The sequence below is a fragment of the Burkholderia seminalis DSM 23518 genome (genome assembly GCF_902832885.1).
Classification (GTDB): domain Bacteria; phylum Pseudomonadota; class Gammaproteobacteria; order Burkholderiales; family Burkholderiaceae; genus Burkholderia; species Burkholderia seminalis.
The window spans coordinates 1047232-1068996 of record NZ_CADFDK010000001.1; the positions used below are offsets into that span (position 1 = coordinate 1047232).

17 protein-coding genes are annotated in these 21765 nt (G+C 69.0%); 4 read left to right on the forward strand and 13 right to left on the reverse strand.

The window, feature by feature from the left end; genetic code table 11:
• Window positions 1-43: 43 nt before the first annotated feature.
• From HWX00_RS04905 to HWX00_RS04925, 5 genes are all read right to left on the reverse strand, one after another.
• Window positions 44-1051 carry a FecCD family ABC transporter permease gene (locus tag HWX00_RS04905; RefSeq protein ID WP_175027662.1) on the reverse strand — a complete coding sequence of 336 codons (1008 nt, stop codon included), beginning with the start codon at window positions 1049-1051 and terminating at the stop codon, window positions 44-46.
• Window positions 1052-1053: 2 nt separating this feature from the next.
• Window positions 1054-2043 (reverse strand): ABC transporter substrate-binding protein, encoded by a 990-nt coding sequence (locus HWX00_RS04910; RefSeq protein ID WP_175027656.1) that lies wholly within the window; start codon window positions 2041-2043, stop codon window positions 1054-1056.
• Window positions 2040-2825, reverse strand: coding sequence for an ABC transporter ATP-binding protein (locus tag HWX00_RS04915; protein WP_175027655.1), 786 nt, complete (start codon window positions 2823-2825; stop codon window positions 2040-2042). The genes HWX00_RS04910 and HWX00_RS04915 overlap by 4 nt, the downstream gene beginning before the upstream one ends.
• Window positions 2826-2836: 11 nt before the next feature.
• Window positions 2837-4927 (reverse strand): TonB-dependent receptor, encoded by a 2091-nt coding sequence (locus HWX00_RS04920; RefSeq protein WP_175027661.1) that lies wholly within the window; start codon window positions 4925-4927, stop codon window positions 2837-2839.
• A 345-nt stretch (window positions 4928-5272) separates the two neighbouring features.
• Window positions 5273-6196 (reverse strand): LysR family transcriptional regulator, encoded by a 924-nt coding sequence (locus tag HWX00_RS04925; protein WP_059557035.1) that lies wholly within the window; start codon window positions 6194-6196, stop codon window positions 5273-5275.
• 118 nt (window positions 6197-6314) lie between these two features.
• Here HWX00_RS04925 and HWX00_RS04930 point away from each other — a divergent pair, with 118 nt between their 5' ends.
• The 3 genes from HWX00_RS04930 to HWX00_RS04940 are packed head-to-tail and all read left to right on the forward strand — an operon-like array spanning window position 6315 to window position 8570.
• Window positions 6315-7196, forward strand: coding sequence for an intradiol ring-cleavage dioxygenase (locus HWX00_RS04930; RefSeq protein WP_034186702.1), 882 nt, complete (start codon window positions 6315-6317; stop codon window positions 7194-7196).
• A complete protein-coding gene (locus HWX00_RS04935) occupies window positions 7193-7495 on the forward strand; it encodes a Dabb family protein (RefSeq protein ID WP_069706039.1) in 303 nt (100 codons plus the stop codon). The genes HWX00_RS04930 and HWX00_RS04935 overlap by 4 nt, the downstream gene beginning before the upstream one ends.
• 7 nt (window positions 7496-7502) lie before the next feature.
• Window positions 7503-8570 carry a maleylacetate reductase gene (locus HWX00_RS04940; RefSeq protein WP_034186700.1) on the forward strand — a complete coding sequence of 356 codons (1068 nt, stop codon included), beginning with the start codon at window positions 7503-7505 and terminating at the stop codon, window positions 8568-8570.
• 109 nt (window positions 8571-8679) lie between these two features.
• Here HWX00_RS04940 and HWX00_RS04945 read toward each other — a convergent pair whose 3' ends face one another.
• Window positions 8680-9117: a nuclear transport factor 2 family protein gene (locus HWX00_RS04945; protein ID WP_049032393.1), complete on the reverse strand. Its 438-nt coding sequence runs from the start codon at window positions 9115-9117 to the stop codon at window positions 8680-8682.
• Window positions 9118-9164: 47 nt separating this feature from the next.
• Window positions 9165-11189, reverse strand: coding sequence for an NADPH-dependent 2,4-dienoyl-CoA reductase (locus HWX00_RS04950; RefSeq protein ID WP_175027654.1), 2025 nt, complete (start codon window positions 11187-11189; stop codon window positions 9165-9167).
• A gap of 151 nt (window positions 11190-11340) precedes the next feature.
• Here HWX00_RS04950 and HWX00_RS04955 point away from each other — a divergent pair, with 151 nt between their 5' ends.
• Entirely contained in the window at window positions 11341-11877 is a 537-nt protein-coding gene (locus HWX00_RS04955; protein WP_049032392.1) for a PadR family transcriptional regulator, read from the forward strand.
• A gap of 162 nt (window positions 11878-12039) precedes the next feature.
• Here the strand turns inward: HWX00_RS04955 and HWX00_RS04960 are convergent, their stop codons facing one another.
• The 6 genes from HWX00_RS04960 to wecB form a co-directional block, all read right to left on the reverse strand.
• Window positions 12040-13020, reverse strand: a complete 981-nt coding sequence (locus HWX00_RS04960; RefSeq protein ID WP_175027653.1) for an NADPH:quinone oxidoreductase family protein — start codon at window positions 13018-13020, stop codon at window positions 12040-12042.
• Between the two features lie 148 nt (window positions 13021-13168).
• A complete protein-coding gene (locus HWX00_RS04965; RefSeq protein ID WP_175027652.1) occupies window positions 13169-14998 on the reverse strand; it encodes an acyl-CoA dehydrogenase in 1830 nt (609 codons plus the stop codon).
• Between the two features lie 108 nt (window positions 14999-15106).
• Window positions 15107-15874: a class II aldolase/adducin family protein gene (locus HWX00_RS04970; RefSeq protein WP_049029982.1), complete on the reverse strand. Its 768-nt coding sequence runs from the start codon at window positions 15872-15874 to the stop codon at window positions 15107-15109.
• 72 nt (window positions 15875-15946) lie between these two features.
• Window positions 15947-18271 (reverse strand): xanthine dehydrogenase family protein molybdopterin-binding subunit, encoded by a 2325-nt coding sequence (locus tag HWX00_RS04975; protein ID WP_034186693.1) that lies wholly within the window; start codon window positions 18269-18271, stop codon window positions 15947-15949.
• Complete coding sequence (locus HWX00_RS04980; RefSeq protein ID WP_034186692.1) at window positions 18268-18729, reverse strand: (2Fe-2S)-binding protein; 462 nt, start codon at window positions 18727-18729, stop codon at window positions 18268-18270. Before HWX00_RS04980 ends, HWX00_RS04975 begins: the two co-directional genes overlap by 4 nt.
• Before the next feature lie 703 nt (window positions 18730-19432).
• Window positions 19433-20650: a non-hydrolyzing UDP-N-acetylglucosamine 2-epimerase gene (gene wecB, locus HWX00_RS04985; protein ID WP_034186691.1), complete on the reverse strand. Its 1218-nt coding sequence runs from the start codon at window positions 20648-20650 to the stop codon at window positions 19433-19435.
• Window positions 20651-21765: the final 1115 nt, after the last annotated feature.

Here is a 21765-nt window from a genome sequence, read left to right on the forward strand (position 1 = left end):
CCGCCGCCCCGCCGCCGCCCGACCGGATCCGATTGCTCGCCGCTCAGCGGCGGCGCAGCAGCGCGACGAAGAACAGGCTGCCGAACAGCGCCGTCACGATGCCGATCGGCAAATCCTCCGGCGCGGCCAGCGTGCGGGCCGCGACGTCGGCCCACACGAGCAGGATCGCGCCCGTCAGCGCGGCGACCGGCAGCAGCCGACCGTGCTCGGCGCCGACGACGCGCCGGCACAGATGCGGCGTGACGAGCCCGACGAAGCCGATCGCACCGCTCACCGCGACCATCGCGCCCGTCGCGAACGACGCGACGACGAACACCTCGCGCCGCATCCGCGCGCTCGGCACGCCGAGCGACGCCGCGGCGACATCCCCCGACATCAGCGCGTTCAGTTCGCGCCGTCGCGCGTACAGCGCGCCGCCGGCAAGCACCGCACACGCGGCCGGCACCGGCAACAGGTCCCAGCGTGCGAGCCCCACACCGCCGAGCATCCAGAACAGCACCGACGATGCGGCGCGCTGGTCGCCGAGATACAGCAGCAGATTGCCGAATGCGGCCATCATGAACGACACCGACACGCCCGCGAGCAACAGCCGGTCCGATTCGAGCCGGCCGGCCCGGTGCGCGAGCGCGACGACGCATGCGGTTGCCGCGAGCGCGCCCGCGAACGCCGCGGCCGACAACGTGAACGGGCCGAACGCCGCACCGGCGACCACCGTGACCGCGACGGCGCCGAGCATCGCGCCCGCGCTCACGCCGAGCAGATGCGGATCGGCCAGACGATTCGCGGTCGCCGCCTGCAACGCGACGCCGACCGCCGCCAGCGTCGCCCCGACGGTCGCGGCCAGCAGCGCGCGCGGCATCCGGATCAGCCACACGATGCTGTCGTCGCCCGCGCTCGCCGCGAACGCGCCAGTCTCGCCGAACGCCGAGGCGAGGTGCGCGGCCACGATCCGCACCGCGGCCGGCATCGCGATCGGCGCCGGACCGAACGCGGCCGACACGACGATCGACACGATCAGCAGCACGGCCAGCGCCGGCAGCACGACGCGCATGCTCATCGCGCCGGCCCGGCGAACGCGGCCGGATACAGCGCACGCGCCAGCGTCTCGACGGCCGCGACGTTCTCGGGGCCCGGTGTCGCCGCATCGTACGGAATCACGATGAAGCGCCGGTCGCGGATCGCCGCCACGCGCGCGAGCGCCGGCTGGCTCAGCAGGAACTGCTGCTTCTGCGCGGCCGTCACCGCCGAGTAGTCGACGATCACGATCGCCTGCGGATCGCGCGCGACCACACTCTCCCAGCTCACCTGCGTCCAGCTGCGCGGCAGGTCGTCCATCACGTTGCGCGCACCGGCCGCCGCCAGCAACGCGGTCGGCATCGCGAGCCCGCCCGCCGTCATCGGCTTGTCGGTCCCGCTGTCGTAGACGAACACGCGCAGCGGCGCCGGCTTCCCGAGCGTGCGCGCCACCGCCGCGAGACGCGCACGCATCGCGGCGACGACTTGCGCGGCACGCGCGTCGACGCCGAAGATCCGGCCGAGATTGTTCAGGTCGCGGAACACGTCCTCGAACGACGCGGCCGATTGCTTCATCACGTGCGAGCACGACTCGGTCAGTTCGTAGGTGCGAATGCCGAACGGTGCGAGCGTCGCGGGCGTCACGGCGCCGCCGACATGCATCCCGTAGTTCCAGCCCGCAAGATAGAAGTCGGCGCGCGCGGCGGCCAGCACCTCGAGCGACGGATACTGGCTCGCCAGCTCGGGCACGCCGCGCAACGCGTCGCGCACGCGGGCGGTGCCCGTCTTCCAGCCGCCGATGCCCGTATAACCGACGAGCCGGTCCTTCAGGCCGAGCACGAGCATCATCTCGGTCAGGTTGACGTCGTTGCTGACCGCGCGCGTCGGGGCACGCTCGAACGTCACGTCGCGCTCGCAACTGCGCACGGTGACGGGATAGGCGCCCGCGTGAGCGGCGGCGCAGCCGAGCGCGGCGGCGGCAACCAGCCGGCGTGCGACGGAGGACAAAGAAAACGGCATGGCGGTCATTCCGGATGAAGCGGCGTGATGCGCGGCCGGCCCGACACAGGATGCCGATCGACGAGCGCGGCGACGCCGAATACGTCGCGCAGCAGCGCATCGGTCAGCACGTCGCCCGGCGTGCCGGACGCGACGACCCGGCCATGCGCGAGCACGTGGAGCCGGTCGCAGTACGCGGCCGCGAGATTGAGGTCGTGAATCGTCGCGAGCGTCGCGATGCCGAGGCGGCGCACGCGTGCGAGCAGTTCGAGCTGGTGACGCAAGTCGAGATGGTTGGTCGGTTCGTCGAGCAGCAGCAATTCGGGCTGCTGCGCGAGCGCGCGGGCCAGCAGCGCACGCTGCTTCTCGCCGCCCGACAGCGAGGCGAAGCGTTGCGCGCGGCGCGCGACGAGGCCGACGTCGCGGAGCGCGGATTCGACGATCCGGCGATCGTCGGCCGACTCCGCGTCGAACGCCCGCTGGTGCGGCGCGCGGCCCATGCCGACCAGTTCGTCGACCGTCAGCCCGAAATCGTCCGGCGTCTCCTGCTGCAGCACCGCGATGCGCTGCGCGACCGCGCGCGGCCGCATGCGCCAGACGTCCTGCGCATCGAGCGCAACGCGGCCCGCATCGGGCCGCGCGTAACGGAATATGCAGCGCAGCAGGCTCGTCTTGCCGCTGCCGTTCGGGCCGACCAGCCCGACGAATTCGCCTTCGGCGACCGTCAGCGTCACCGAATCGAGCACGTCGATCGCGCCGCCGGGAGACCAGCTCACGCGTTCGATGTCGAGCATGTGGGTGACGGGACGCATGTCGCGCCGCACTAGAAACGCATCGTCGCGACGAGCTCCGCCGAGCGCGACGGGCCGAGCAGCCATTGCTCGCCGCCGTTCGACGTCGTCACCGCGTACGTGCGGTTCGCGAGATTGCGCAGATACAGCGCGAGCTCGGTGCGCGACGTCGGCTGCCAGCGCAACGATGCATCGAACACCGTGTACGACGGCACCTGCAGGCGGTTCGCATCGTCGCCGTAGGTCGCGCCGACGTAGCGCACGCCTGCATTCGCCTGCCAGCGTTCGGCGAACGCCCAGCCAAGCCACAGGTTCGCGGTCTGCTGCGGCACGTGGGACGGCACGTTGCCGGCTCGCGATACCGTCGCGCCGCCGTCAGTCTGGTTGAATTCGTCGTAACGCGCGCGCAGCAGCGCGACGTTCGCGTCGATCGTCCAGCCCTGCGGCAGCCGCGCACCGCCCGTCAACTCGATGCCGCGCGACGATTGCCGGCCGACCTGCCGGCGCAGCGCCGGATGGAACGGATCGGTGCTGAGCAGGTTGCGCTTCGTGATGTCGTACACGGCGAACGTCCAGTATGCGCGGCCGTCGAGCAGCGTCTGCTTGAGCCCGGCCTCCCACTGCTCGCCGGTCGCGAGCCGGTAGTTCGCCTGTGACGCGGACAACGTCACGAGCGAGCCGAGCCCCTCCGCGCCTGTCGTGTATTGCGCATACGCGCTGAGGGTCGGGGCGACTTCGAACACGAAACCGGTGCGCCAGCCGACGTTCGCGAAGCGCTTGTCGAAGCCCGCGCCGGTCGCCGCCTGTTCGCGGCTGAAGGCGATGTGGTCGTAGCGCACGCCGCTCAGCCAAGCGAGCCGCGGCAGCACTTCGAGCCGGTTCTCGGCGAACACCGCGGCCTGCCGCGCCCGCGTGCTGAATTGCGGCACGATCGGATCGGGGCTCGTGAAGATGCCGGGGTCGAAGCCGTGCACGGGCACCGTCGATTCGCCCCCGTACGGCGAGTTGTTGATGCCGCTGAACGTGATCCGGCTGAACTCCGTGCCGACGACGAAGCGGTTCGCACGGCCGAACAGCGTGCCGTCGACGCGCGCGCTCAGGCGGTCGCCGATCTGCCGCTGGTGGTGGCCGATGTCGAGATAGTCGCCGCGCGTGACGCGCCCCGCCGCGGGATCGAGCGCGTACGATTCGGCGTTGCGCCAGTGGCGGTTCGACGTCAGGTAGTAGAGCTGGTTGTCGATCGTCACGCCGGCCGCGGGCCGGTAACTGGCCGACAGGCGCGTCCACTGGTCGTAGTACGAAATCGTCGCATCGCCGACGGTGTAGTTGAGCTTGCGCAGCGACGGATCGAGCACGCCGTTCGGCGCCGGCACGCCGTAGTACGTTGCCGGCATCTGGCGGCCGTAGTCGTAGTCGAGCGTCAGCGTGAGCCGCGGGCTCACGTCGAGCTTCAGTGCGCCGCCGAGCGCCGTCGTATGCGTATCGGCCCGCTCGGCGAGGCCGTTCGCGCGCGCGTCGCTCGCATAGAAGCGGTAAGACAGCCGCGCGCCGAGCGCACCCGTCGTATCGAACGCGACGCGCTTCGCGCCGTCGAGGCCGATGCCCGCCTGCAGCGTCGTCTCGCGCGTGCGCTGCGGCCGCTTCGGCACGACGTTCAAGACGCCGCCGATCGCGCCCTCGCCGTACAGCACCGACGCGGGGCCGCGCAGCACCTCGATGCGCTCGGCCGACCACGTATCGAACGGAAACGTGATCGTGCCGGCCGCCGGCATCAGCCGCACGCCGTCGAGCAGCGTCATCACCGATTCCTGCCCGCTGAAACCGCGCACGCTCAACGCGGTGCCGCCGTTGCCGGGCGCCATCGCGCTCGCGAAGCCGGCCGCGCGCGTGACCGCGTCGAGCACCGTGCGATCGCCGCGCGCGTCGATCGTGGCGGCCGTGACCGTCTCGACGCTCGCGGGCGTATCGAGGCTCGCGAGCCCGAGCCGCGAGCCTGTTTCGAGCGGTTGTGCCAGTGGGTCGGTCGCTACGGGTTGCGCGCTGACGTTGATCGCCGGCAGCACATGCCGCTCGTCCGGTGCGGATGCGGCCGCTTCGGCGGACAACGCGCCGGAGGTCGCCATCGCGCAGCCCAGCAGGGTCGTGCAGCCGCGCGCCGCGCGTGTGCGCCAGGCGCCCGCGTTCCGGCGCTGCGCGGCATGGTGCCGCTCCCCGCGCGCCAGATGGTTTCCGGATTTCGTCACGTCGTATCGATCTGGGTGGAATGTCGTCGCCGGCCACCGGCGACGAAAACGTCGGATGATACAATATATCAACTCGATCCGTCAGGAATTTGTCAGCCTTTCTGCCCTTCCCGGTGCCGTTACAGCGGGAAACTGAACCGCACCCACAGCGTGTCGCCCTGCGGCCGGTTGCGCATCGCGAACTCGCGCCGGGACTTCACGACCCCGCCCGACGCCGGGCCGCGATCAGCGGCCGACTTCCTTCCACTTGCGTGCGAGCCCGAGGCGTTCGAAACGCTCGATCAGGAACTCGGTGAACACGCGGATCTTCGCCGGCTGGTGCCGGCGGCTCTGGTACGCGATGTTGACGGTGAGCGCGGGCAGCTGCCAGTCGGTGAGCACCGGCACCAGCTTCCCCGCGACGATATCGTCGTGGATGATGTAGAGCGGCTGGATCAGGATGCCGAACCCGGCGAGCGCCGCCGCGCGGATCACCTGTCCCTCGTTCGCATCGAGCACGCTCTTGATCGTGACCGACTGCGTCTTCGCGCGATGGCGGAAATGCAGCACGTATGGATCGTTCGCGAGGTTGTAGACCAGCAGCCGATGGTCGCACAGCGCGTCGGGCGTCGCCGGCGCGCCATGCTTCGCCAGATACCCGGGCGACGCGGCCAGCACGCGCCGCGTCTCGGCGAGCTTGCGCACGGTGATGCCCGAATCGGCTTCGTGCTCGCGCGTGCGGATCGCCACGTCGATGCCGGCCTCGATGAAATCCGGGTAACGGTTCGCCGCGACGATCTGTACGTTCAGGTTCGGGTACCGCCGGTGAAACTCCGGCAGCGCGGGCGCGATATAGATCGACGCGAACGACACCGACGCGGTCACGCGCAGCGTGCCGGCCGGATTGACGCTCGCTGCGTTGACGGCCGCATCGGCCTCCGACAGCTCCGTCAGGATCGCGACGCAACGGCGGTGGTACTCGTGCCCCGCGTCGGTCAACCACAGGCGGCGCGTGGTGCGCTCGACGAGCCGCGCGCCCAGCCGCTCCTCCAGCGCATTCAGGCAGCGGCTCGCCGCCGCGCTCGACATGCCGAGCCGTTCGGCGGCCTTCGTCAGGCTGCCCAGCTCGGCCACCTGCACGAAAAATTCGATCTGCGTCCACTTGTCCATGCGTTCGATTCTTCCACCTGGCGGAGAACAAAACTCCTCCAAACCCGCTTTTTTACGTTTCCGGGAGGAATTAATGTTACGTCAGCGCGCCATCGAACGACATCAGGAGACAACCCCTATGCGCAATCTCAACGAAGACACCATCACGCAAGCCGTGATCGCGTCGCTCGCCGGCTGTCGCGACGAGCGGCTGCGCACGGTGATGACGAGCCTCGTCCAGCACCTGCATTCGTTCGCCCGCGAAACGAAACTCACCGAGGCCGAATGGCAAGTCGCGATCGGCTTCCTGACGGCCGTCGGCCACATCACCGACGACAAGCGCCAGGAGTTCATCCTGCTGTCCGACGTGCTCGGGTTGTCCACGCTCGTCACCGCGCAAAACCATGCGAAGCCGGCCGGCTGCACCGAGGCGACCGTGTTCGGCCCGTTCTACGTCGACGGCAGCCCCGAGTTCGCGATGTTCGACGACATCGCGAACGGCGCATGCGGCGCGCCCTGCTTCGTGTCCGGCCAGGTGCGAGGCATCGACGGCACGCCCGTCGCGAACGCGTCGCTGGAAGTCTGGCAAGCCGACGAAGACGGCCACTACGACGTGCAGCAGCCGGCCGACGACGGGTCCGTCACGCATCGCGCACGCGGCCGGCTGCGCAGCGGCGCCGACGGCCGTTACGCATTCCGCTCGATCCTCGCGGAGCCGTATCCGATTCCGCACGACGGCCCCGTCGGGGCGATGCTCGATGCGCTCGGCCGCCACCCTTGGCGCCCCGCCCACCTGCACTTCATGATCGCAGCGCGCGGCTACGAAACGCTGATCACGCACGTGTTCCGCGACGGCGACCGCTATCTCGACTCCGACGCGGTATTCGGCGTGCGCTCGACGCTCGTCGCCGACTGGGTGCGGCATGCGCCCGGGCTCGCGCCCGACGGGTCGCGAATGGACACGCCGTTCTACACGCTCGACTACGACTTCGTGCTGAATCCCGCGGAGCGGGTCGCATGATCCGGCGCGTCGTCATGTGGAACGTTGCGGGCGCAACCGACTACGAGCGCGCGACGGCGCGCGCCAGCGTCAAGACGGCTTTCGAGAGCCTGCGCGGCAGGATTCCGGGCATGACGCACCTCGAGGTCGGCACGGACCTCGGTGCGGCCGACCGCGCATGCGACCTGATTCTCGTCGCCGAATTCGAATCGCGCGAAGCGCTCGACGGCTACGCGACGCATCCCGAACACGCACGCGTATACGACGCACTGACCGGCCTGCGCACTGCGCGCCATCAGGTCGACTACGCGACGGAGTGAGCACGACATGAACTTCATCTATCAGGCGCGGCCGGCCCGCGTCGTCTTCGGCGCAGGCAGCCTGCACCATCTCGAACGCGAAGTACTGGAACTCGGCGCGCAGCGCGCGATCGTGCTCTGCACGCCGGAGCAGCGCGACCTCGCGCAACGCATCGTCGACCGGCTCGGCGCACGTGCCGCCGGGCTGTACGACCGCGCGACGATGCACGTGCCGATCGAGATCGCCCGCGATGCGCAGGCGTTCGCGACATCCTGCGACGCCGATTGCGCGATCGCGATCGGCGGCGGCTCGACGATCGGCCTGGGCAAGGCGATCGCGCTCGAAAGCTGCCTGCCGATCCTTGCGATACCGACCACGTACGCCGGCAGCGAAATGACGCCGATCTACGGCCTGACCGAAGGCGGCCTCAAGCGCACCGGCACGGATGCACGCGTGCTGCCGAAGACGGTGATCTACGATCCCGAGCTCACCGTGACGCTGCCGGTCGAGCTGTCGGTGACGAGCGGCCTCAATGCGATCGCACACGCGGCGGAGGGCCTGTACGCGGACAACGCAAATCCGGTCATGAGCCTCGTCGCCGAGGAAGGCATTCGCGCGCTGGCGCGCGGCCTGCCGGGCGTGCGGCGCGATCCCGCCGATCTCGCCGCGCGCGGCGATGCCCTCTACGGCGCGTGGCTGTGCGGCATGGTGCTCGGCAACGTCGGCATGGCGCTGCACCACAAGCTCTGCCACACGCTCGGCGGCAGCTTCAACCTGCCACACGCACCGACCCACACGGTCGTGCTGCCGCATGCGCTCGCGTACAACGCGGCGTACGCGCCCGAGGCGATGCAGCGGATCGCCCGCGCGCTCGGGACCAACGACGCCGCGCGCGGCCTCTACGCGCTGGCGCGCGACAACGGCGCGCCGGTGTCGTTGAAGGCGATCGGCATGCAGGCGGCCGATCTCGATCGCGCGGCCGACCTCGCGACGGCCAACCCGTACTGGAACCCTCGCCCGATCGAACGCGACGGCCTGCGCGCGCTGCTGCAGGACGCCTTCGACGGCAACCTGCCCGGCTCGACCGCGTACTGAGCCGCACATGCGACAAACCCACCAACGAGCCCCGGCGAGACAACCCGCACGAATGCCGAACGACGCCATGCGGCGGCGGGCCGGGACCATGCGGCAGCCACGCCTGCGCTCACCCGCCGATCTTGAACGTCGGCATCTGCTGCCCGAGCCGCGCGCCCATTTCCGCACCGAGCGCCTGCAGCGCATTGAACGGCCGGATCATCACCTCGAACTCGACGATCCGGCCGTCGTCGTCGAAGCGGATCATGTCGATTCCCTTCAGCGCCTTGTCGCCGACGCGCGCGCTGAACTCGAGCACGACGCTCCGGCCGTCGTCGCTGACGAACTGGCGGTGATACGCGAAATCCTCGAGGATCGTGATCACCGTGCGCAGCGCGATCAACAGCGCAGGCGCCGGCCCGTACGGCTTGAACGCCATCGGTGAACGGAACACGGCATCCGGGTGGACGATCGACTCCAGCGGCCCGAAGTCCTTGTTCTCGACCATCACGTGCCACGCGTCGAGCGACTTCGCGACAGCGGGATGAACCTGCGTCGTTGCATTCATCTTCGTAGACTCCTGAATCGTCGAACGGAAAGAAAAGCGAATCGGCGTCAAAGCGTCGCGGCCAGCGTCGTACCCTGGTGAATCGCGCGCTTCGCATCGAGCTCGGCGGCTTCGTGCGCGCCGCCGATCACATGAACCTTGCACCCGGCCGCCTCGAGCTGCACGGCGAGTTCGCGCAACGGTTCCTGCCCCGCGCAGATGATCACGTTGTCCACCGGCAGCGTCCGCTCGACGCCGTCGATCGTCACGTGCAGTCCCTCGTCGTCGATGCGCCGGTACGTCACCGCCGACGACATCCCGACGCCGCGCGCCTTCAGCGCGGTGCGATGAATCCAGCCGGTGGTCTTGCCGAGCCCGTCGCCGACCTTCGACGCCTTGCGCTGCAGCAGGTGGACATGACGTGCCGCCGGTTCGGGCCGCGCATGGCCGAGACCGCCCGCGTTCGCATACGTCCGGTCGACACCCCACTCGGCAAAGAACCGCGCTGCGTCGACACGTTCACCGTCGCCGCGATGCACGAGATATTCGGCGACGTCGAAGCCGATGCCGCCGGCGCCGACAATCGCCACGTCGCGGCCGACGACCTTGCCGTCGCGCAACACGTCGAGATAACCGAGCACCTTCGGATGGCCGACGCCGTCGATCGGCGGCGTGCGCGGCACGATGCCGGTCGCGATCACCACTTCGTCGAATTCGCCCTGCAGCAGCATCTCGGCGGTCGCGCGCGTATTGACGTGCAGCGTCACGCCGCGCAGTTCGATCTGCCGGCGGAAATAGCGCAGCGTTTCGTTGAACTCTTCCTTCCCGGGCACCTTCTTCGCGATGTTGAACTGACCGCCGATCTCGGCGCCGGCTTCGTACAGCGTCACCGCGTGACCGCGTTCGGCCGCCGTGACCGCGAAGCCGAGGCCCGCCGGCCCGGCGCCGACCACCGCGATCCGCTTGCGCTGCCCGGCGGGGCGGATCACGAGTTCGGTTTCATGGCAGGCGCGCGGATTCACGAGGCAGGACGTGATCCTGCCGCTGAAGGTATGGTCGAGGCACGCCTGGTTGCAGCCGATGCACGTGTTGATTTCGTCCGCGCGCCCTTCCCGCGCCTTGCGGACGAATTCGGCATCGGCAAGGAACGGCCGCGCCATCGACACCATGTCGCAATAGCCGTCGGCGAGCAGTTGCTCGGCCACTTCCGGCGTGTTGATCCGGTTGGTCGCGACGAGCGGGATGCCGACCTTGCCCATCAATTGCCGCGTCACCCACGCATACGCGGCGCGCGGCACCTTGGTCGCGATGGTCGGAATGCGCGCCTCGTGCCAGCCGATGCCGGTATTGAGGATGGTCGCGCCGGCCGCCTCGATCGCTTGCGCGAGGCGGATCACCTCGTCGAGCGTCGAGCCGCCTTCGACGAGATCGAGCATCGACAGCCGGTAGATGACGATGAAGTTCGTGCCGACGCGCTCGCGCACGCGCCGCACGATCTCGACCGCGAAACGAACGCGGTTCTCGTACGCGCCGCCCCATGCGTCGTCGCGATGGTTCGTGCGCGCGGCGATGAATTCGTTGATCAGGTAACCTTCGGACCCCATGATTTCGACGCCGTCGTAGCCCGCATGCTGCGCGAGCGCCGCGCAACGCACGAAATCGGCGATCGTCTCGTCGACTTCGTCGCTGCTCAACGCATGCGGCGTGAACGGGTTGATCGGCGCCTTCAGCGCGCTGGGCGCCGCGAGCGCCGGGTGATACGCGTAGCGTCCGAAATGCAGGATCTGCAGCGCGATCTTGCCGCCCGCCGCGTGCACCGCGCGCGTCACGACACGATGGCGTTCGGCTTCCGCCTCGGTCGTCAGCATCGCGCCGCCCGGCGCCGGACGGCCGCGCTCGTTCGGTGCGAATCCGCCCGTGACGATCAGGCCGGCCTCGCCTCGCGCGCGCTCCGCGTAGAACGCCGCCATCCGCTCGAAACCGTTCGGCGCTTCCTCGAGTCCCACATGCATCGACCCCATCAGCACGCGGTTCCTGAGCGACGTGAAGCCCAGGTCGAGCGGGGTCGTCAAATGCGGATAACGGGATGTCATCGGGGCGTCTCCATTTTTATGCAACAAGTTGCACAGATGGTAGTTCACCGCATCCGTTTATGCAACATGTTGCATAAACGGGATCCCTGGCTTGTACTGTGGCCCCGATATGGCAAGATGCGATTCATTCCGCGGCCTCCTCCGATCCGACATGTCCTTGCCTCACGCCCTCCTCACCGCGCTCGCCGAACGTCCCGGTTCGGGGTCCGAGCTTGCCGACCGCTTCGATCGCTCGATCGGTTATTTCTGGCAGGCGACGCATCAGCAGATCTATCGCGAACTGGGGCGCCTCGAGGAAACGGGCTGGATCGAATCGCTGCCCGCCGAATCGGGCCGTGGCCGCAAGCGTGCCTATCGGATCCTGCCGGCCGGCAAGAAGGAACTGCGACGCTGGATCGCCGAACAGGAAGATCCGACGCCGCTGCGCGAAGCGTTGATGGTGCGCCTGCGTGCGGAAGCGGTGCTCGGCCCGTCGGGCCTCGAGGACGAAATCCGGCGGCGGATCGCGCTTCACCAGGAGAAGCTCGACCTGTACCTGAAGATCGAGGCGCGCGATTTTCCGGAAGGCGCCGACTCGCGCGCGAAACGCTTGCAGCATCTGGTGCTGCAGGCCGGCATCGCGAACGAGCGGTTCTGGGTCGAGTTTTCGCAGGACGCGCTCGACACGCTGCGCTTGCCGAAGGATTGATCCGCTGACGGAACATGGGCGGCGTTCGTCTCGGCGCCGATCGGCATCGCACTCGCGCAGCGCATGCGCGGTAACGATGAGCCTGCCGCGGTTCACGCGGCGCCGCTGCCGCAGGCAATCGGCCGCGCGGCCGACGTTGAATCACCGCGCGGCGAATCAGGATCACGCGCCGGGCAGGATCACCACCTTGCCCTTCACCTGCCGGTTCGCCATCCGTGCGATCGCGCCGGCCGCGCCGGCCAGCGACACGCGCTCGGTGATCGCCGGCCGCACCTTGCCGGCCGCGAACCATTCGGCCAGCAGCCGCATGTTCGCGACATGCTGCGCCGGGTCGCGGCGCACCGCATCGCCCCAGAACACGCCGAGAATGTCACGCTCCTTGAGCAGCGCGAGGTTCAGCGCGATCTTCGGAATCTCGCCGGCCGCGAAGCCGACCACGAGGAACCGGCCGCGCCAGGCGGTCGCGCGCAGCGCCGCTTCGCTGTACGCGCCGCCCACCGGATCGTAGACGACGTCGGCACCGCGCCCGCCGGTCAATGCGTCGACGCGCCGACGCAGGTCTTCGGTCGCATAGTCGATCGTCTCGTCGGCCCCCGCTTCACGGCACAACGCGAGCTTGTCCGCGCTCGACGCCGCCGCGATCACGCGCGCGCCGAGCGCCTTCGCGATCTCGATCGCCGCGAGCCCGACCCCGCCCGCCGCGCCCAGCACGAGCAGCGTCTCGCCCGCCTGGAGCCGCGCGCGCTGCTGCAACGCGTGCAGCGACGTGCCGTAGGCGAGCACGAGCGCCGCCCCCTGCTCGAACGCCATGCCCGGCGGCAGCGCGGCGATCTGGTGCACGTCGGCCACGCACTGCTCCGCGAACCCGCCATGCCCGGTGAACGCCACCACCGAATCGCCCGGCCGATACGCGCTCACGCCGTCGCCGACCGCGTCGATCACGCCGGCAAACTCGGCGCCCGGCGAGAACGGCAGCGCCGGCTTCACCTGATACAAGCCCTGGACGATCAACGCGTCGGGAAAATTGAGCGACGCCGCCTTCACCTGGATCCGCACCTGGCCGGCGGCCGGTTCGGGAATCGCGACGTCCTCGATACGCAAACTGTCGATCGGGCCGAATGCGGTACACAACAGGGCTTTCATGCGCTTCTCACTCCTTGCGCGGCGCGGCCGCGCATCGGTACGGTCGGCGGAATGCTCCCGCCCGGCCGGCTTGCGACGAACCGGCGACGGCCGGCAGCGCCCGCCCCCGCGATATCGTCCGCATGCCGGAATGACGGTGACGCAACGTTCAGAACCACGTGTCCCGCATGTCGAGCGTCGTCGTGTCGACGCTCGACAGCAGATCGAGCTGCGCATCCACCTTCGGCAACTCCCAGCGGAAAAAGTATCGGGCCGCCGCACGCTTGCCGTCGTGGAAATCGCCGTCGTGCCCGTGCGCGGCAAGCGTCACGTCGAGCCACAGCCATGCGACGACGAGGTGGCCGAACGCTTCGAGATAGACGCTCGCGTTCGCCAGCCGTGTCCGCGGATCGCCGATCGCGCCGAGCTGCCGCGTGACGTCGCACAGTCGCGCCCAGCGCCGCGCCAGCGCATCGGCCTGCTCGCGCGTGCCGGCATCCAGCGCTCGCGCGCGCTCGACCGTCGCGCCGATCCGCGCATCGAGCGCATGCAGCAGCGCGCCGTCGTCCTGGGCGACCTTGCGGCCCAGCAGGTCGAGCGCCTGGATCCCGTGCGTGCCTTCGTGAATCGGATTCAGCCGGTTGTCCCGGTAGAGCCGCTCGACCGCGTAGTCGCGCGTGTAGCCGTAGCCGCCGTGCACCTGGATCGCGAGATCGTTCGCGGCGAGACACCACTGCGACGGCCAGCTTTTCGCGATCGGCGTGAGGATGTCGAGCAGGCCCGCGGCCTGGGCGCGCGCGTCCGCGTCGTCGTGCGCGCGTGCTTCATCGACCAGCTTCGCGCAGTACAGGATCAGCGCGAGACCGCCTTCGACATAGGCCTTCTGCGCGAGCAGCATGCGCCGCACGTCCGGATGCTCGACGATTGGCGCCTGCGGCGCGGCCGCGTCCTTGCCGGCCGGCCCGAGCGGGCGCCCCTGCGGCCGGTTGCGCGCATAGTCGAGCGCGCGCAGATAACCGGTATAGCCGAGCGCCACCGCACCCGCGCCGACGCCGATGCGCGCCTCGTTCATCATGTGGAACATGTAGGCGAGGCCATGGTTCGGCTTGCCGACCAGGTAGCCGATCGCGCCCGCACGCCCTTCCGGACGATAGCGCGTGCCTTCGCCGAAATTCAGCAGGCAGTTGGTCGTGCCGCGATAGCCCATCTTGTGGTTCAGCCCGGCGAGCACGACGTCGTTGTGCTCGCCCCGCGCACGGCCGTCGGCGCCCGGCAGGTACTTCGGCACGATGAACAGCGAGATGCCGCGCGTGCCGGGCTGCAGCCGGCCGTGTTCGTCGGGAATCTTCGCGAGCACGAGGTGCACGATGTTCTCCGCCAGCTCGTGTTCGCCGCCGGAGATCCACATCTTGTTGCCGGTCAGCCGGTAGCGCGGGCCGAGCGGCGCGTCGCCCTCGAAATCCGCCCGCGTCGCGATGTCGGACAACGACGAGCCGGCTTGCGGTTCGGACAGGCACATCGTGCCGAGGAAGCGCCCTTCCAGTTCCGGGCGCGCGAACGCGTCGATCTGCGCGGGACTGCCGTGCGCGACGAGCAGGTTCGCGTTGGCGACGGTCAGGAACGGATAGGCGGCCGTCGCGATGTTCGCGGCCTGGAAGAACAGGAACGATGCGGCTTCGACCAGCTTCGGCAACCGCATGCCGCCGAGCGCGTCGTCATGGCCCGCGGCGATCAGCCCGGCGTCCGCGAACGCGCGCACGGCCGGCTCGACCTCGGGGATCAGCGTCACGCGCTCGCCGTCGAAATGCGGTTCCTCGCGATCGCCGCGCGCCGCATGCGGTGCGAACAGGTTCTCGGCGATCCGCTCGCTGGTGTCGAGCACCGCGTCGAAGGTCTCGCGACTGTGCTCCGCGAAGCGCGGCAGCGCGGCGAGCGCTTCGGCGTCGAGCCAGTCGTACAGCAGGAACGCGAGATCGCGTCGCGACATCAACAGGCTCATCGTGCTGCCTCCCGGGTGCCGGCTTCGTCAGCCGAATGAAGGGTTCGTGACCGCAAGTTGCTGGCAGGAATTTAGCACGATCGTTCGCAAACAACAACGACGAGCGAGCTAGTCCGCGTACCCGGGATTAAGTCGATCGAGCCGGCGCAGCAATCCCGGCCAGACGAGCGCCCCGGCGCCCATCCCGCGCGTGACCGCGGCGATCTGCTGCCTGATACCGTCGAGAATCGGTTGCGCGATCGGCCGCAGCGCCGCGCCGCCGGCCTGCGCGCGGACCTGGATCATGCACGCGGCCTCGAAGAAGTACATCGCGACGAACGCGTCGGCCGGCGTCGCGCCGACCGTCAAGAGCCCATGATTGCGCAGCATCAGGTTCGTGTTGCCGCCGAGGTCCCGCACGAGGCGCGCCTTCTCGCCCTCGTCGAGCGCAATGCCTTCGTAATCGTGATACCCGAGCGACGCCAGCACGCCGAGCGACTGCTGCGACAGCGGCAGCAAGCCGGCTTCCTGCGCCGATACGGCAACGCCGTTGATCGAGTGCGTGTGCATCACGCACAGCGCGTCGTCACGGGCCGCATGCACCGCGCTGTGAATCGTGAAGCCGGCCGGGTTGATCTCGTACGGCGATTCGGACACCTTGCGACCGTCGAGATCGATCTTGACCAGCGACGACGCCGTGATCTCGTCGAACATCATCCCGTACGGGTTGATCAGGACATGATGTTCCGGGCCGGGCACACGCGCCGAGATATGGGTGAACACGAGATCGTCCCAGCCGAACAGCGCGGTCAGGCGATAGGCCGCCGCCAGGTTGACTCGCGCATCCCATTCGGCGGGAGAAACCGCCTGCTGCACACTGACATCGGATGAGGCCACGTCACACTCCTTGTTCAGGGATCGATGCGAACCGGGCCGCGCGAAGCGGCCCGGCGTCGGAGGGATTGTGCGTCAACCCGCCTGCGGCTTCGCGAGCTGATCGGCAATCGGCAGGCTGCGGATGCGCGTGCCGGTCGCCGCGAAGATCGCGTTGGTCAGCGCCGGTGCGACGGGCGGCAGGCCCGGCTCGCCGACGCCGCCGAGCGGTGCCGTGAAGTCGTCCGGCGCGACGAGATGCACGCGGATCTCGCGCGGCGCCTCGTTCATTCTCAGCACCTGGAAGCCGTTGAAGTTGCTCTGTTCCGGATGGCCGTCCTTGAACGTGATCTCGCCATGCAGCGCGATGCCGAGCCCCATCACCACCGCCCCCTCGAGCTGCGAGCGCACGCGCTCCGGATTGACCTGAGGCCCGCAGTCGATCGCGATGTCGACGCGCGGCACCGTGATCCTGCCGTCCGCGCCGACCTGCACCTCGCAGACCGCCGCCGTGTACGACACGAAACTGCGATGCGCGGCGATCCCGAGCCCGTGCCCCTTCGGCAGCTTGCGCCCCCAGCCGGCTTCGCGCGCGACCGTCTCGACCACGCGCCGCAGCCGCCCCGTATCGACCGGGTACAGCGCGGGATCCTCGCCGTAGTTCACGTTCTTCACCGTGATGTGCGGCTCGAAGCGCCGCGCGGGCCCGATCAGCGCGAGCAGGAAATCCTTCGGGTCGCGGCCGGCCGCGTGCGCGAGCTCCGACACGAAGCTCTGGATGCCGAACGCATGCGGGATGTTGTAGACCGAGCGAAACCAGCCGATCCGCGTGTGCCCTTCGGCAGCCGGATTCTCGATCCGCACGTTCGGGATCGCGAACGGCAGGTCCGCGATCCCCTGAGCCAGTTCGCCCGGCTGCTCGTGCACGATGTCCGGCTTGAAGGTCGACTGGATCGACGGCGCGACCGTGCGATGCTGCCACGCGACCACCTTCCCCGACGCGTCGATCCCGCCGTCGAACGCCTCGAGCGACACCGCGTGGAAATAGTCGTGCGCGATGTCGTCCTCGCGCGTGAACGTCAGCTTCACGGGCGCGCCGACCGCCTTCGACAGCAGCGCGGCTTCCACCACGTAATCGGGTTTCGACTTGCGGCCGAATCCGCCGCCGAGCAGCGTCACGTTGACCGTCACGCGCTCGGTCGGCAGCGCGAGCGCCTTCGCGACCTCGTCGCGGGTGGTCTGGGGCGCCTGCGTGCAGGTCCACACCTCGCAGCGGCCGTCGGCCACGCGCGCGACGGCTGCGGGCGGCTCCATCGTCGCGTGGGCGAGATGCGGGATGTAGTACGTCGCACGGACGCGTTTCGCGGCGCCGGCGAGCGCCGCGGCCGCATCGCCGTCGTTGCGGATCACGTCGCCCGGCTGCGCGGCGGCCGCCTCGAGCGCCTTGCGATAGTCGGCCGAGTCGTAGCCCGCGTGGGGCCCGCGCTTCCAGTCGATCTTCAGTTGCGCGCGCGCCTGGATGGCCGTCCACGTGTCGCGTGCGACGACGGCCACGCCGCCGAGCGGCTGGAAGCCGGACGGCAGCGGCGCCGACGCAAGCTGCACGACCTTGACGACGCCCGGCAGTTTCTCGGCCGCCGACGCATCGAATGACGCGACCGTATCGCCGTAGGCCGGCGGCCGCGCAACGACCGCATACAGCATGCCGTCGAGCCGCGTGTCGATCCCGTAGTGCGCACGGCCGCCGACGATGTCGCGCCCGTCGATCAGCGCGGTCTTGCCCTTGCCGATATAGCGGAATTCGGCCGGTGCCTTCAACGCGAGCGTCTTCGTGTCGGGCACCGGCAACGCGGCCGCTTTCGCGGCGAGTTCGCCGAAACCGAGCTTGCGCCCGCCCTTCGTGTCGACGACCTCGTGCACCGATGCCTTGACCTGGCCCACATCGACGCCCCACTCGGTCGCGGCCGCCTGCTCGAGCATCGTGCGCGCGGCGGCCCCTGCCCGACGCAGCGCGGCGAAACTCTGGCGCAGGCTGCGCGAGCCGTCGGTGTTCTGGTTGCCGTAGCGCGGCTCGTCGCCGACGGCCTGCGCGACCTTCACGCGCGCCCAGTCGGCACCCAGCTCGTCGGCGACCACGAGCGCGACGCTCGTGCGCACGCCCTGTCCCATCTCGGAGCGGATGCAGGTGACGGTCACGGTGCCGTCCGGGGCGATCGCGACGAACAGGTGCGGATCGTCGCGCAGCCCGTGCGGCATCCCGGCGCCGCCGTATTGCGGGTTCGTGCTGACGGGCGGCTGCACCGGTGCCGCGGCCTGCGCGAGCGACGGCACGCCGAACGCGAGCAGCAGCCCGCCGGACGCGAAGCCCAGCAGCAGCGCGCGGCGGCTTTCGTTGTGGACGGAGAGTTCGGGCGCGCTCATGCGGCACCTCCGCGGCGCACGGCCAGGCGGATCGCCGCGCGAATGCGCGTGTAGGTGCCGCAGCGGCAGATGTTGCCGGACATCGCATCGTCGATGTCGGCATCGGTCGGATGGGGATTCGTCTTCAGCAGCGATGCGGCCTGCATGATCTGCCCGGACTGGCAGTAGCCGCATTGCGCGACGTTCAGTTCCTGCCATGCCTGCTGCAGCGGGTGGGTCAGGTCGGTCGACAGTCCCTCGATCGTCGTCACGCGCTTGCCGGAAGCCGCCGCAACGGGCGTGATGCACGACCGGATCGCGACGCCGTCGAGATGAACGGTACACGCGCCGCACAGCGCCATCCCGCAGCCGAACTTGGTGCCGGTGTGGCCGAGCACGTCGCGCAGATACCAGAGCAACGGCATGTCGGGATTGCCGTCGAAGTGTTGCTCGCTACCGTTGACGGTCAGCGTGATCATCGTTCACCTCCTGGTCGAGGCGCCCGCGTCGCACCACGGGTGCCGTGTGGGGATTCGAACGGTGCCGGCCCGGCACCGCCTGGCGGACTGCTTCGCCGGAAGCACCAGCGGCCGACGGGCTATCGGTGCCGATGACGACCGGGTGTTCGACTCCGAGCGAAAGCGGGCGCCCGCGGGTCCCGATTCTGCCCCATGCAAACCGTCACTCAGGCGACGCGACCCTGTCGGGGCTGCCAGAAACGGTGCCCGGGATCACCGCTGCCCCCGCGCGCGACGTCCGGCCCGGAGGGCTTCGACATGCCCGGGCAGGCGGATTCGTATGGGGATTGAGCCGCGCTCCAACTTTAACCGATGTGCGGCAGCTTTGCGCCGCCGGGCGCTTTCCAGCCGACCGGGTCGAGACCGAACTCGCGCGGCATGGGTTGCGACGGATGACCGGGGATCGGATGCATCGGACCCCCGCATCTGAAACCGGGAGTTTGCCGTGCATTCCGGCCGATGCGGGGCGGGTATCCGCGGAAGTATCCATGCGCGGCGCCGCACCGAGAACGGAGCAGTCCGCTAAGACAGTCTTGAAGAACGCGGCGGGAAAATTCGTTCGGGGTCGCGCAAATGCGATGATCCGGCCGGCCTGGCGGCCGAACCGGATCCTCGCGCGCGACGGTAACGAACGGTACGGAAGTACGCTATCGCGCGATCCGGCTCACGGCGAGCGCAACGCCTGCAAGCCCAGCGTGAGCGCGTTGAACGGCATCTCCGTTGCCCCCATCGAAAAACTCGTCGTTTTCGTGGTCACGCCCGGCGTGCGCATCAGCGCGTGAACGATCCGCTCGCTCGCGTGGCCGTCGCCATACGGATTGCTCGCGCGCGACATTTCCTCGTAGGCGCTTTCGCTGTCGAACAGGCGCGACGCCTCCCACACGATCCGCTCCTGGTCCGTACCGACGAGCCGTGCGGTGCCGGCCTGGATCGCCTCGGGCCGCTCGGTCGTCTCGCGCGTGACGAGCACCGGCTTGCCGAGCGCCGGCCCTTCTTCCTGAATGCCGCCCGAGTCGGTAATGATGAAATGCGCGCGGGACATCAGGAATACGAACGACAGGTATTCCTGCGGTTCGATCAGGTAGATGTTCGGCACGCCGCCGAGCCGCGCTCGCGCCGGCTCCCGCACGTTCGGATTCATGTGCAGCGGATAGACGAACTGCGCGTCGCGATAGCGGCCCGCGAGCGTACAGAGCGCCTCGCAAAAATGCTGGAACGGTTCGCCGAAACTCTCGCGGCGATGCCCCGTGATCAGCACGACGCGCCGCGACGGTTCGAGAAACGGAAAATACGCGGCGACCTTGTCAGACAACGCAGAGGTGCGGTCCAGCATGCGTTTGACCTCGTGCAACGCATCGATCACGGTATTGCCGGTCAGCGAGACGCCGCTGCCCGGCACGCCCTCGCTGAGCAGGTTGTCGCGCGCCTGCCCGGTCGGCGCGAAGTGCCACGACGACACCGCATCGGTCACGCGGCGATTCAGCTCCTCCGGCCACGGCGACCAGATGTCGCCGCTGCGCAGCCCGGCCTCCACGTGCCCGACCGGCAGATAGCGGTAGAACGCCGCCAGGCTGACCGCCAGCGTGGTCGTCGTATCGCCGTGCACCAGCACGACGTCCGGACGCAGGTCGTCGAAGACCATGCCGATCGCCTGAAGAATGCCGGTCGTCACGTCGGTCAGCGTCTGGCTTTGCCGCATCAGGTTGAGATCGTAGTCGGGCTTGATGTCGAACAGCGTCAGCACCTGGTCGAGCATTTCCCGATGCTGCGCGGTCACGCATACCCGGGCGTCGACCTCCGCTTGCGCCTTCAGCGCACGCACCAGCGGCGCCATCTTGATGGCCTCCGGCCGAGTCCCGAACACAAGCAAGATCTTCTTCATCGTTATCCTCGTTTAGCCACTTCGCGCGGATGATCCTGCACGTGGCGCGAAGCATGTATTCAGGCGGCACTGCCCATACTCGCGCGGTCGGCACGTAACCGTGCTGCGAGGCAGGCGCGCCGTCCTGTCCGCGCGGTCCCGGCCACGCGAATCGTCGTACTACCGGCGTCCCGTTGCACTGATCAGTCACGTCATGAGTCGTTCCTCGCTGTGTCGAGCGTCACGTCGGTCCGTCACGTCGCTTCCACACCAGCAATATTCAAACCAGCCGCCCCCGCAGCCGCAGCCGGCTCGCGCGACGCACACCGCACATGCGCGGTGCGTTACGGAATGTTTCACAACTGCTACGGGCGTCTCATCGACGAGCCGGCACGACAACGATAAACAGCCGGCCGATCGCGCGATCCGTCTGACGACGTCGTCCGATGAATCGAGAACGCAGGTCGGACGCCCGTCACGCATCGCACCGCGTGCATCTTTCGAAGCGCGTTGCGTCGTCTCGATTCGGCACTTTTGTCTGTGCAGCGCGCGGCGCGCACGCGACCTCCGGCCACGACCATGTGCGCGCGAATTCCCCGACACGCGGCGCGGCTTGCGTCGCACGAATGCATGCGCGGGAAATGTTGCGAATGTGTAACGCAGAGCCGAGCGGGAAGATACATCGGAGTCCGGTCTATTCCGCGCGCACGACGGCGGCAACCGTTTCGTCCATCGGGGCAACGCGCCCGCGGCGAGCGACACGCCGCTGCACGTCTCGCAAGGCCACATCGAACAAGGCGGCGACGACTCGTTAGACAAACCGCCCGCCGTGCGAGGTCGGCGAGATGTGTCGCAGGCTGCGTGGCGTCGCATGTCGCGCGACGGCGCTGATTCGTCAGTGAATCAAAACACGTCGCCACGCGCCCGACCCTACGCGCGCCTCGCGCCCGCCTCCTTGCTGCACGGGGCATCGCGGCCCATGGCTCACGCCTTGCTTAATGTCAGACAGGTGCGTCCCGAAGCACTCGCACGGCAGCAGCAGACGGACGGGGACGCCAAAGCAACGAAGCCGGGAAGCGACGCGACGCGTGCGCGGGGGCGAACGACATCCGCCCCGCGCGACGAACGTGCGGCCG

Coding starts and splice junctions, on each gene's coding strand:
- HWX00_RS04905 (WP_175027662.1), bottom strand. CDS start 1,051: ATGCGCGTCGTGCTGCCGGCGCTGGCCGTGCTGCTGATCGTGTCGATC.
- HWX00_RS04910 (WP_175027656.1), bottom strand. CDS start 2,043: ATGACCGCCATGCCGTTTTCTTTGTCCTCCGTCGCACGCCGGCTGGTT.
- HWX00_RS04915 (WP_175027655.1), bottom strand. CDS start 2,825: ATGCGTCCCGTCACCCACATGCTCGACATCGAACGCGTGAGCTGGTCT.
- HWX00_RS04920 (WP_175027661.1), bottom strand. CDS start 4,927: ATGGCGACCTCCGGCGCGTTGTCCGCCGAAGCGGCCGCATCCGCACCG.
- HWX00_RS04925 (WP_059557035.1), bottom strand. CDS start 6,196: ATGGACAAGTGGACGCAGATCGAATTTTTCGTGCAGGTGGCCGAGCTG.
- HWX00_RS04930 (WP_034186702.1), top strand. CDS start 6,315: ATGCGCAATCTCAACGAAGACACCATCACGCAAGCCGTGATCGCGTCG.
- HWX00_RS04935 (WP_069706039.1), top strand. CDS start 7,193: ATGATCCGGCGCGTCGTCATGTGGAACGTTGCGGGCGCAACCGACTAC.
- HWX00_RS04940 (WP_034186700.1), top strand. CDS start 7,503: ATGAACTTCATCTATCAGGCGCGGCCGGCCCGCGTCGTCTTCGGCGCA.
- HWX00_RS04945 (WP_049032393.1), bottom strand. CDS start 9,117: ATGAATGCAACGACGCAGGTTCATCCCGCTGTCGCGAAGTCGCTCGAC.
- HWX00_RS04950 (WP_175027654.1), bottom strand. CDS start 11,189: ATGACATCCCGTTATCCGCATTTGACGACCCCGCTCGACCTGGGCTTC.
- HWX00_RS04955 (WP_049032392.1), top strand. CDS start 11,341: ATGTCCTTGCCTCACGCCCTCCTCACCGCGCTCGCCGAACGTCCCGGT.
- HWX00_RS04960 (WP_175027653.1), bottom strand. CDS start 13,020: ATGAAAGCCCTGTTGTGTACCGCATTCGGCCCGATCGACAGTTTGCGT.
- HWX00_RS04965 (WP_175027652.1), bottom strand. CDS start 14,998: ATGAGCCTGTTGATGTCGCGACGCGATCTCGCGTTCCTGCTGTACGAC.
- HWX00_RS04975 (WP_034186693.1), bottom strand. CDS start 18,271: ATGAGCGCGCCCGAACTCTCCGTCCACAACGAAAGCCGCCGCGCGCTG.
- HWX00_RS04980 (WP_034186692.1), bottom strand. CDS start 18,729: ATGATCACGCTGACCGTCAACGGTAGCGAGCAACACTTCGACGGCAAT.
- wecB (WP_034186691.1), bottom strand. CDS start 20,650: ATGAAGAAGATCTTGCTTGTGTTCGGGACTCGGCCGGAGGCCATCAAG.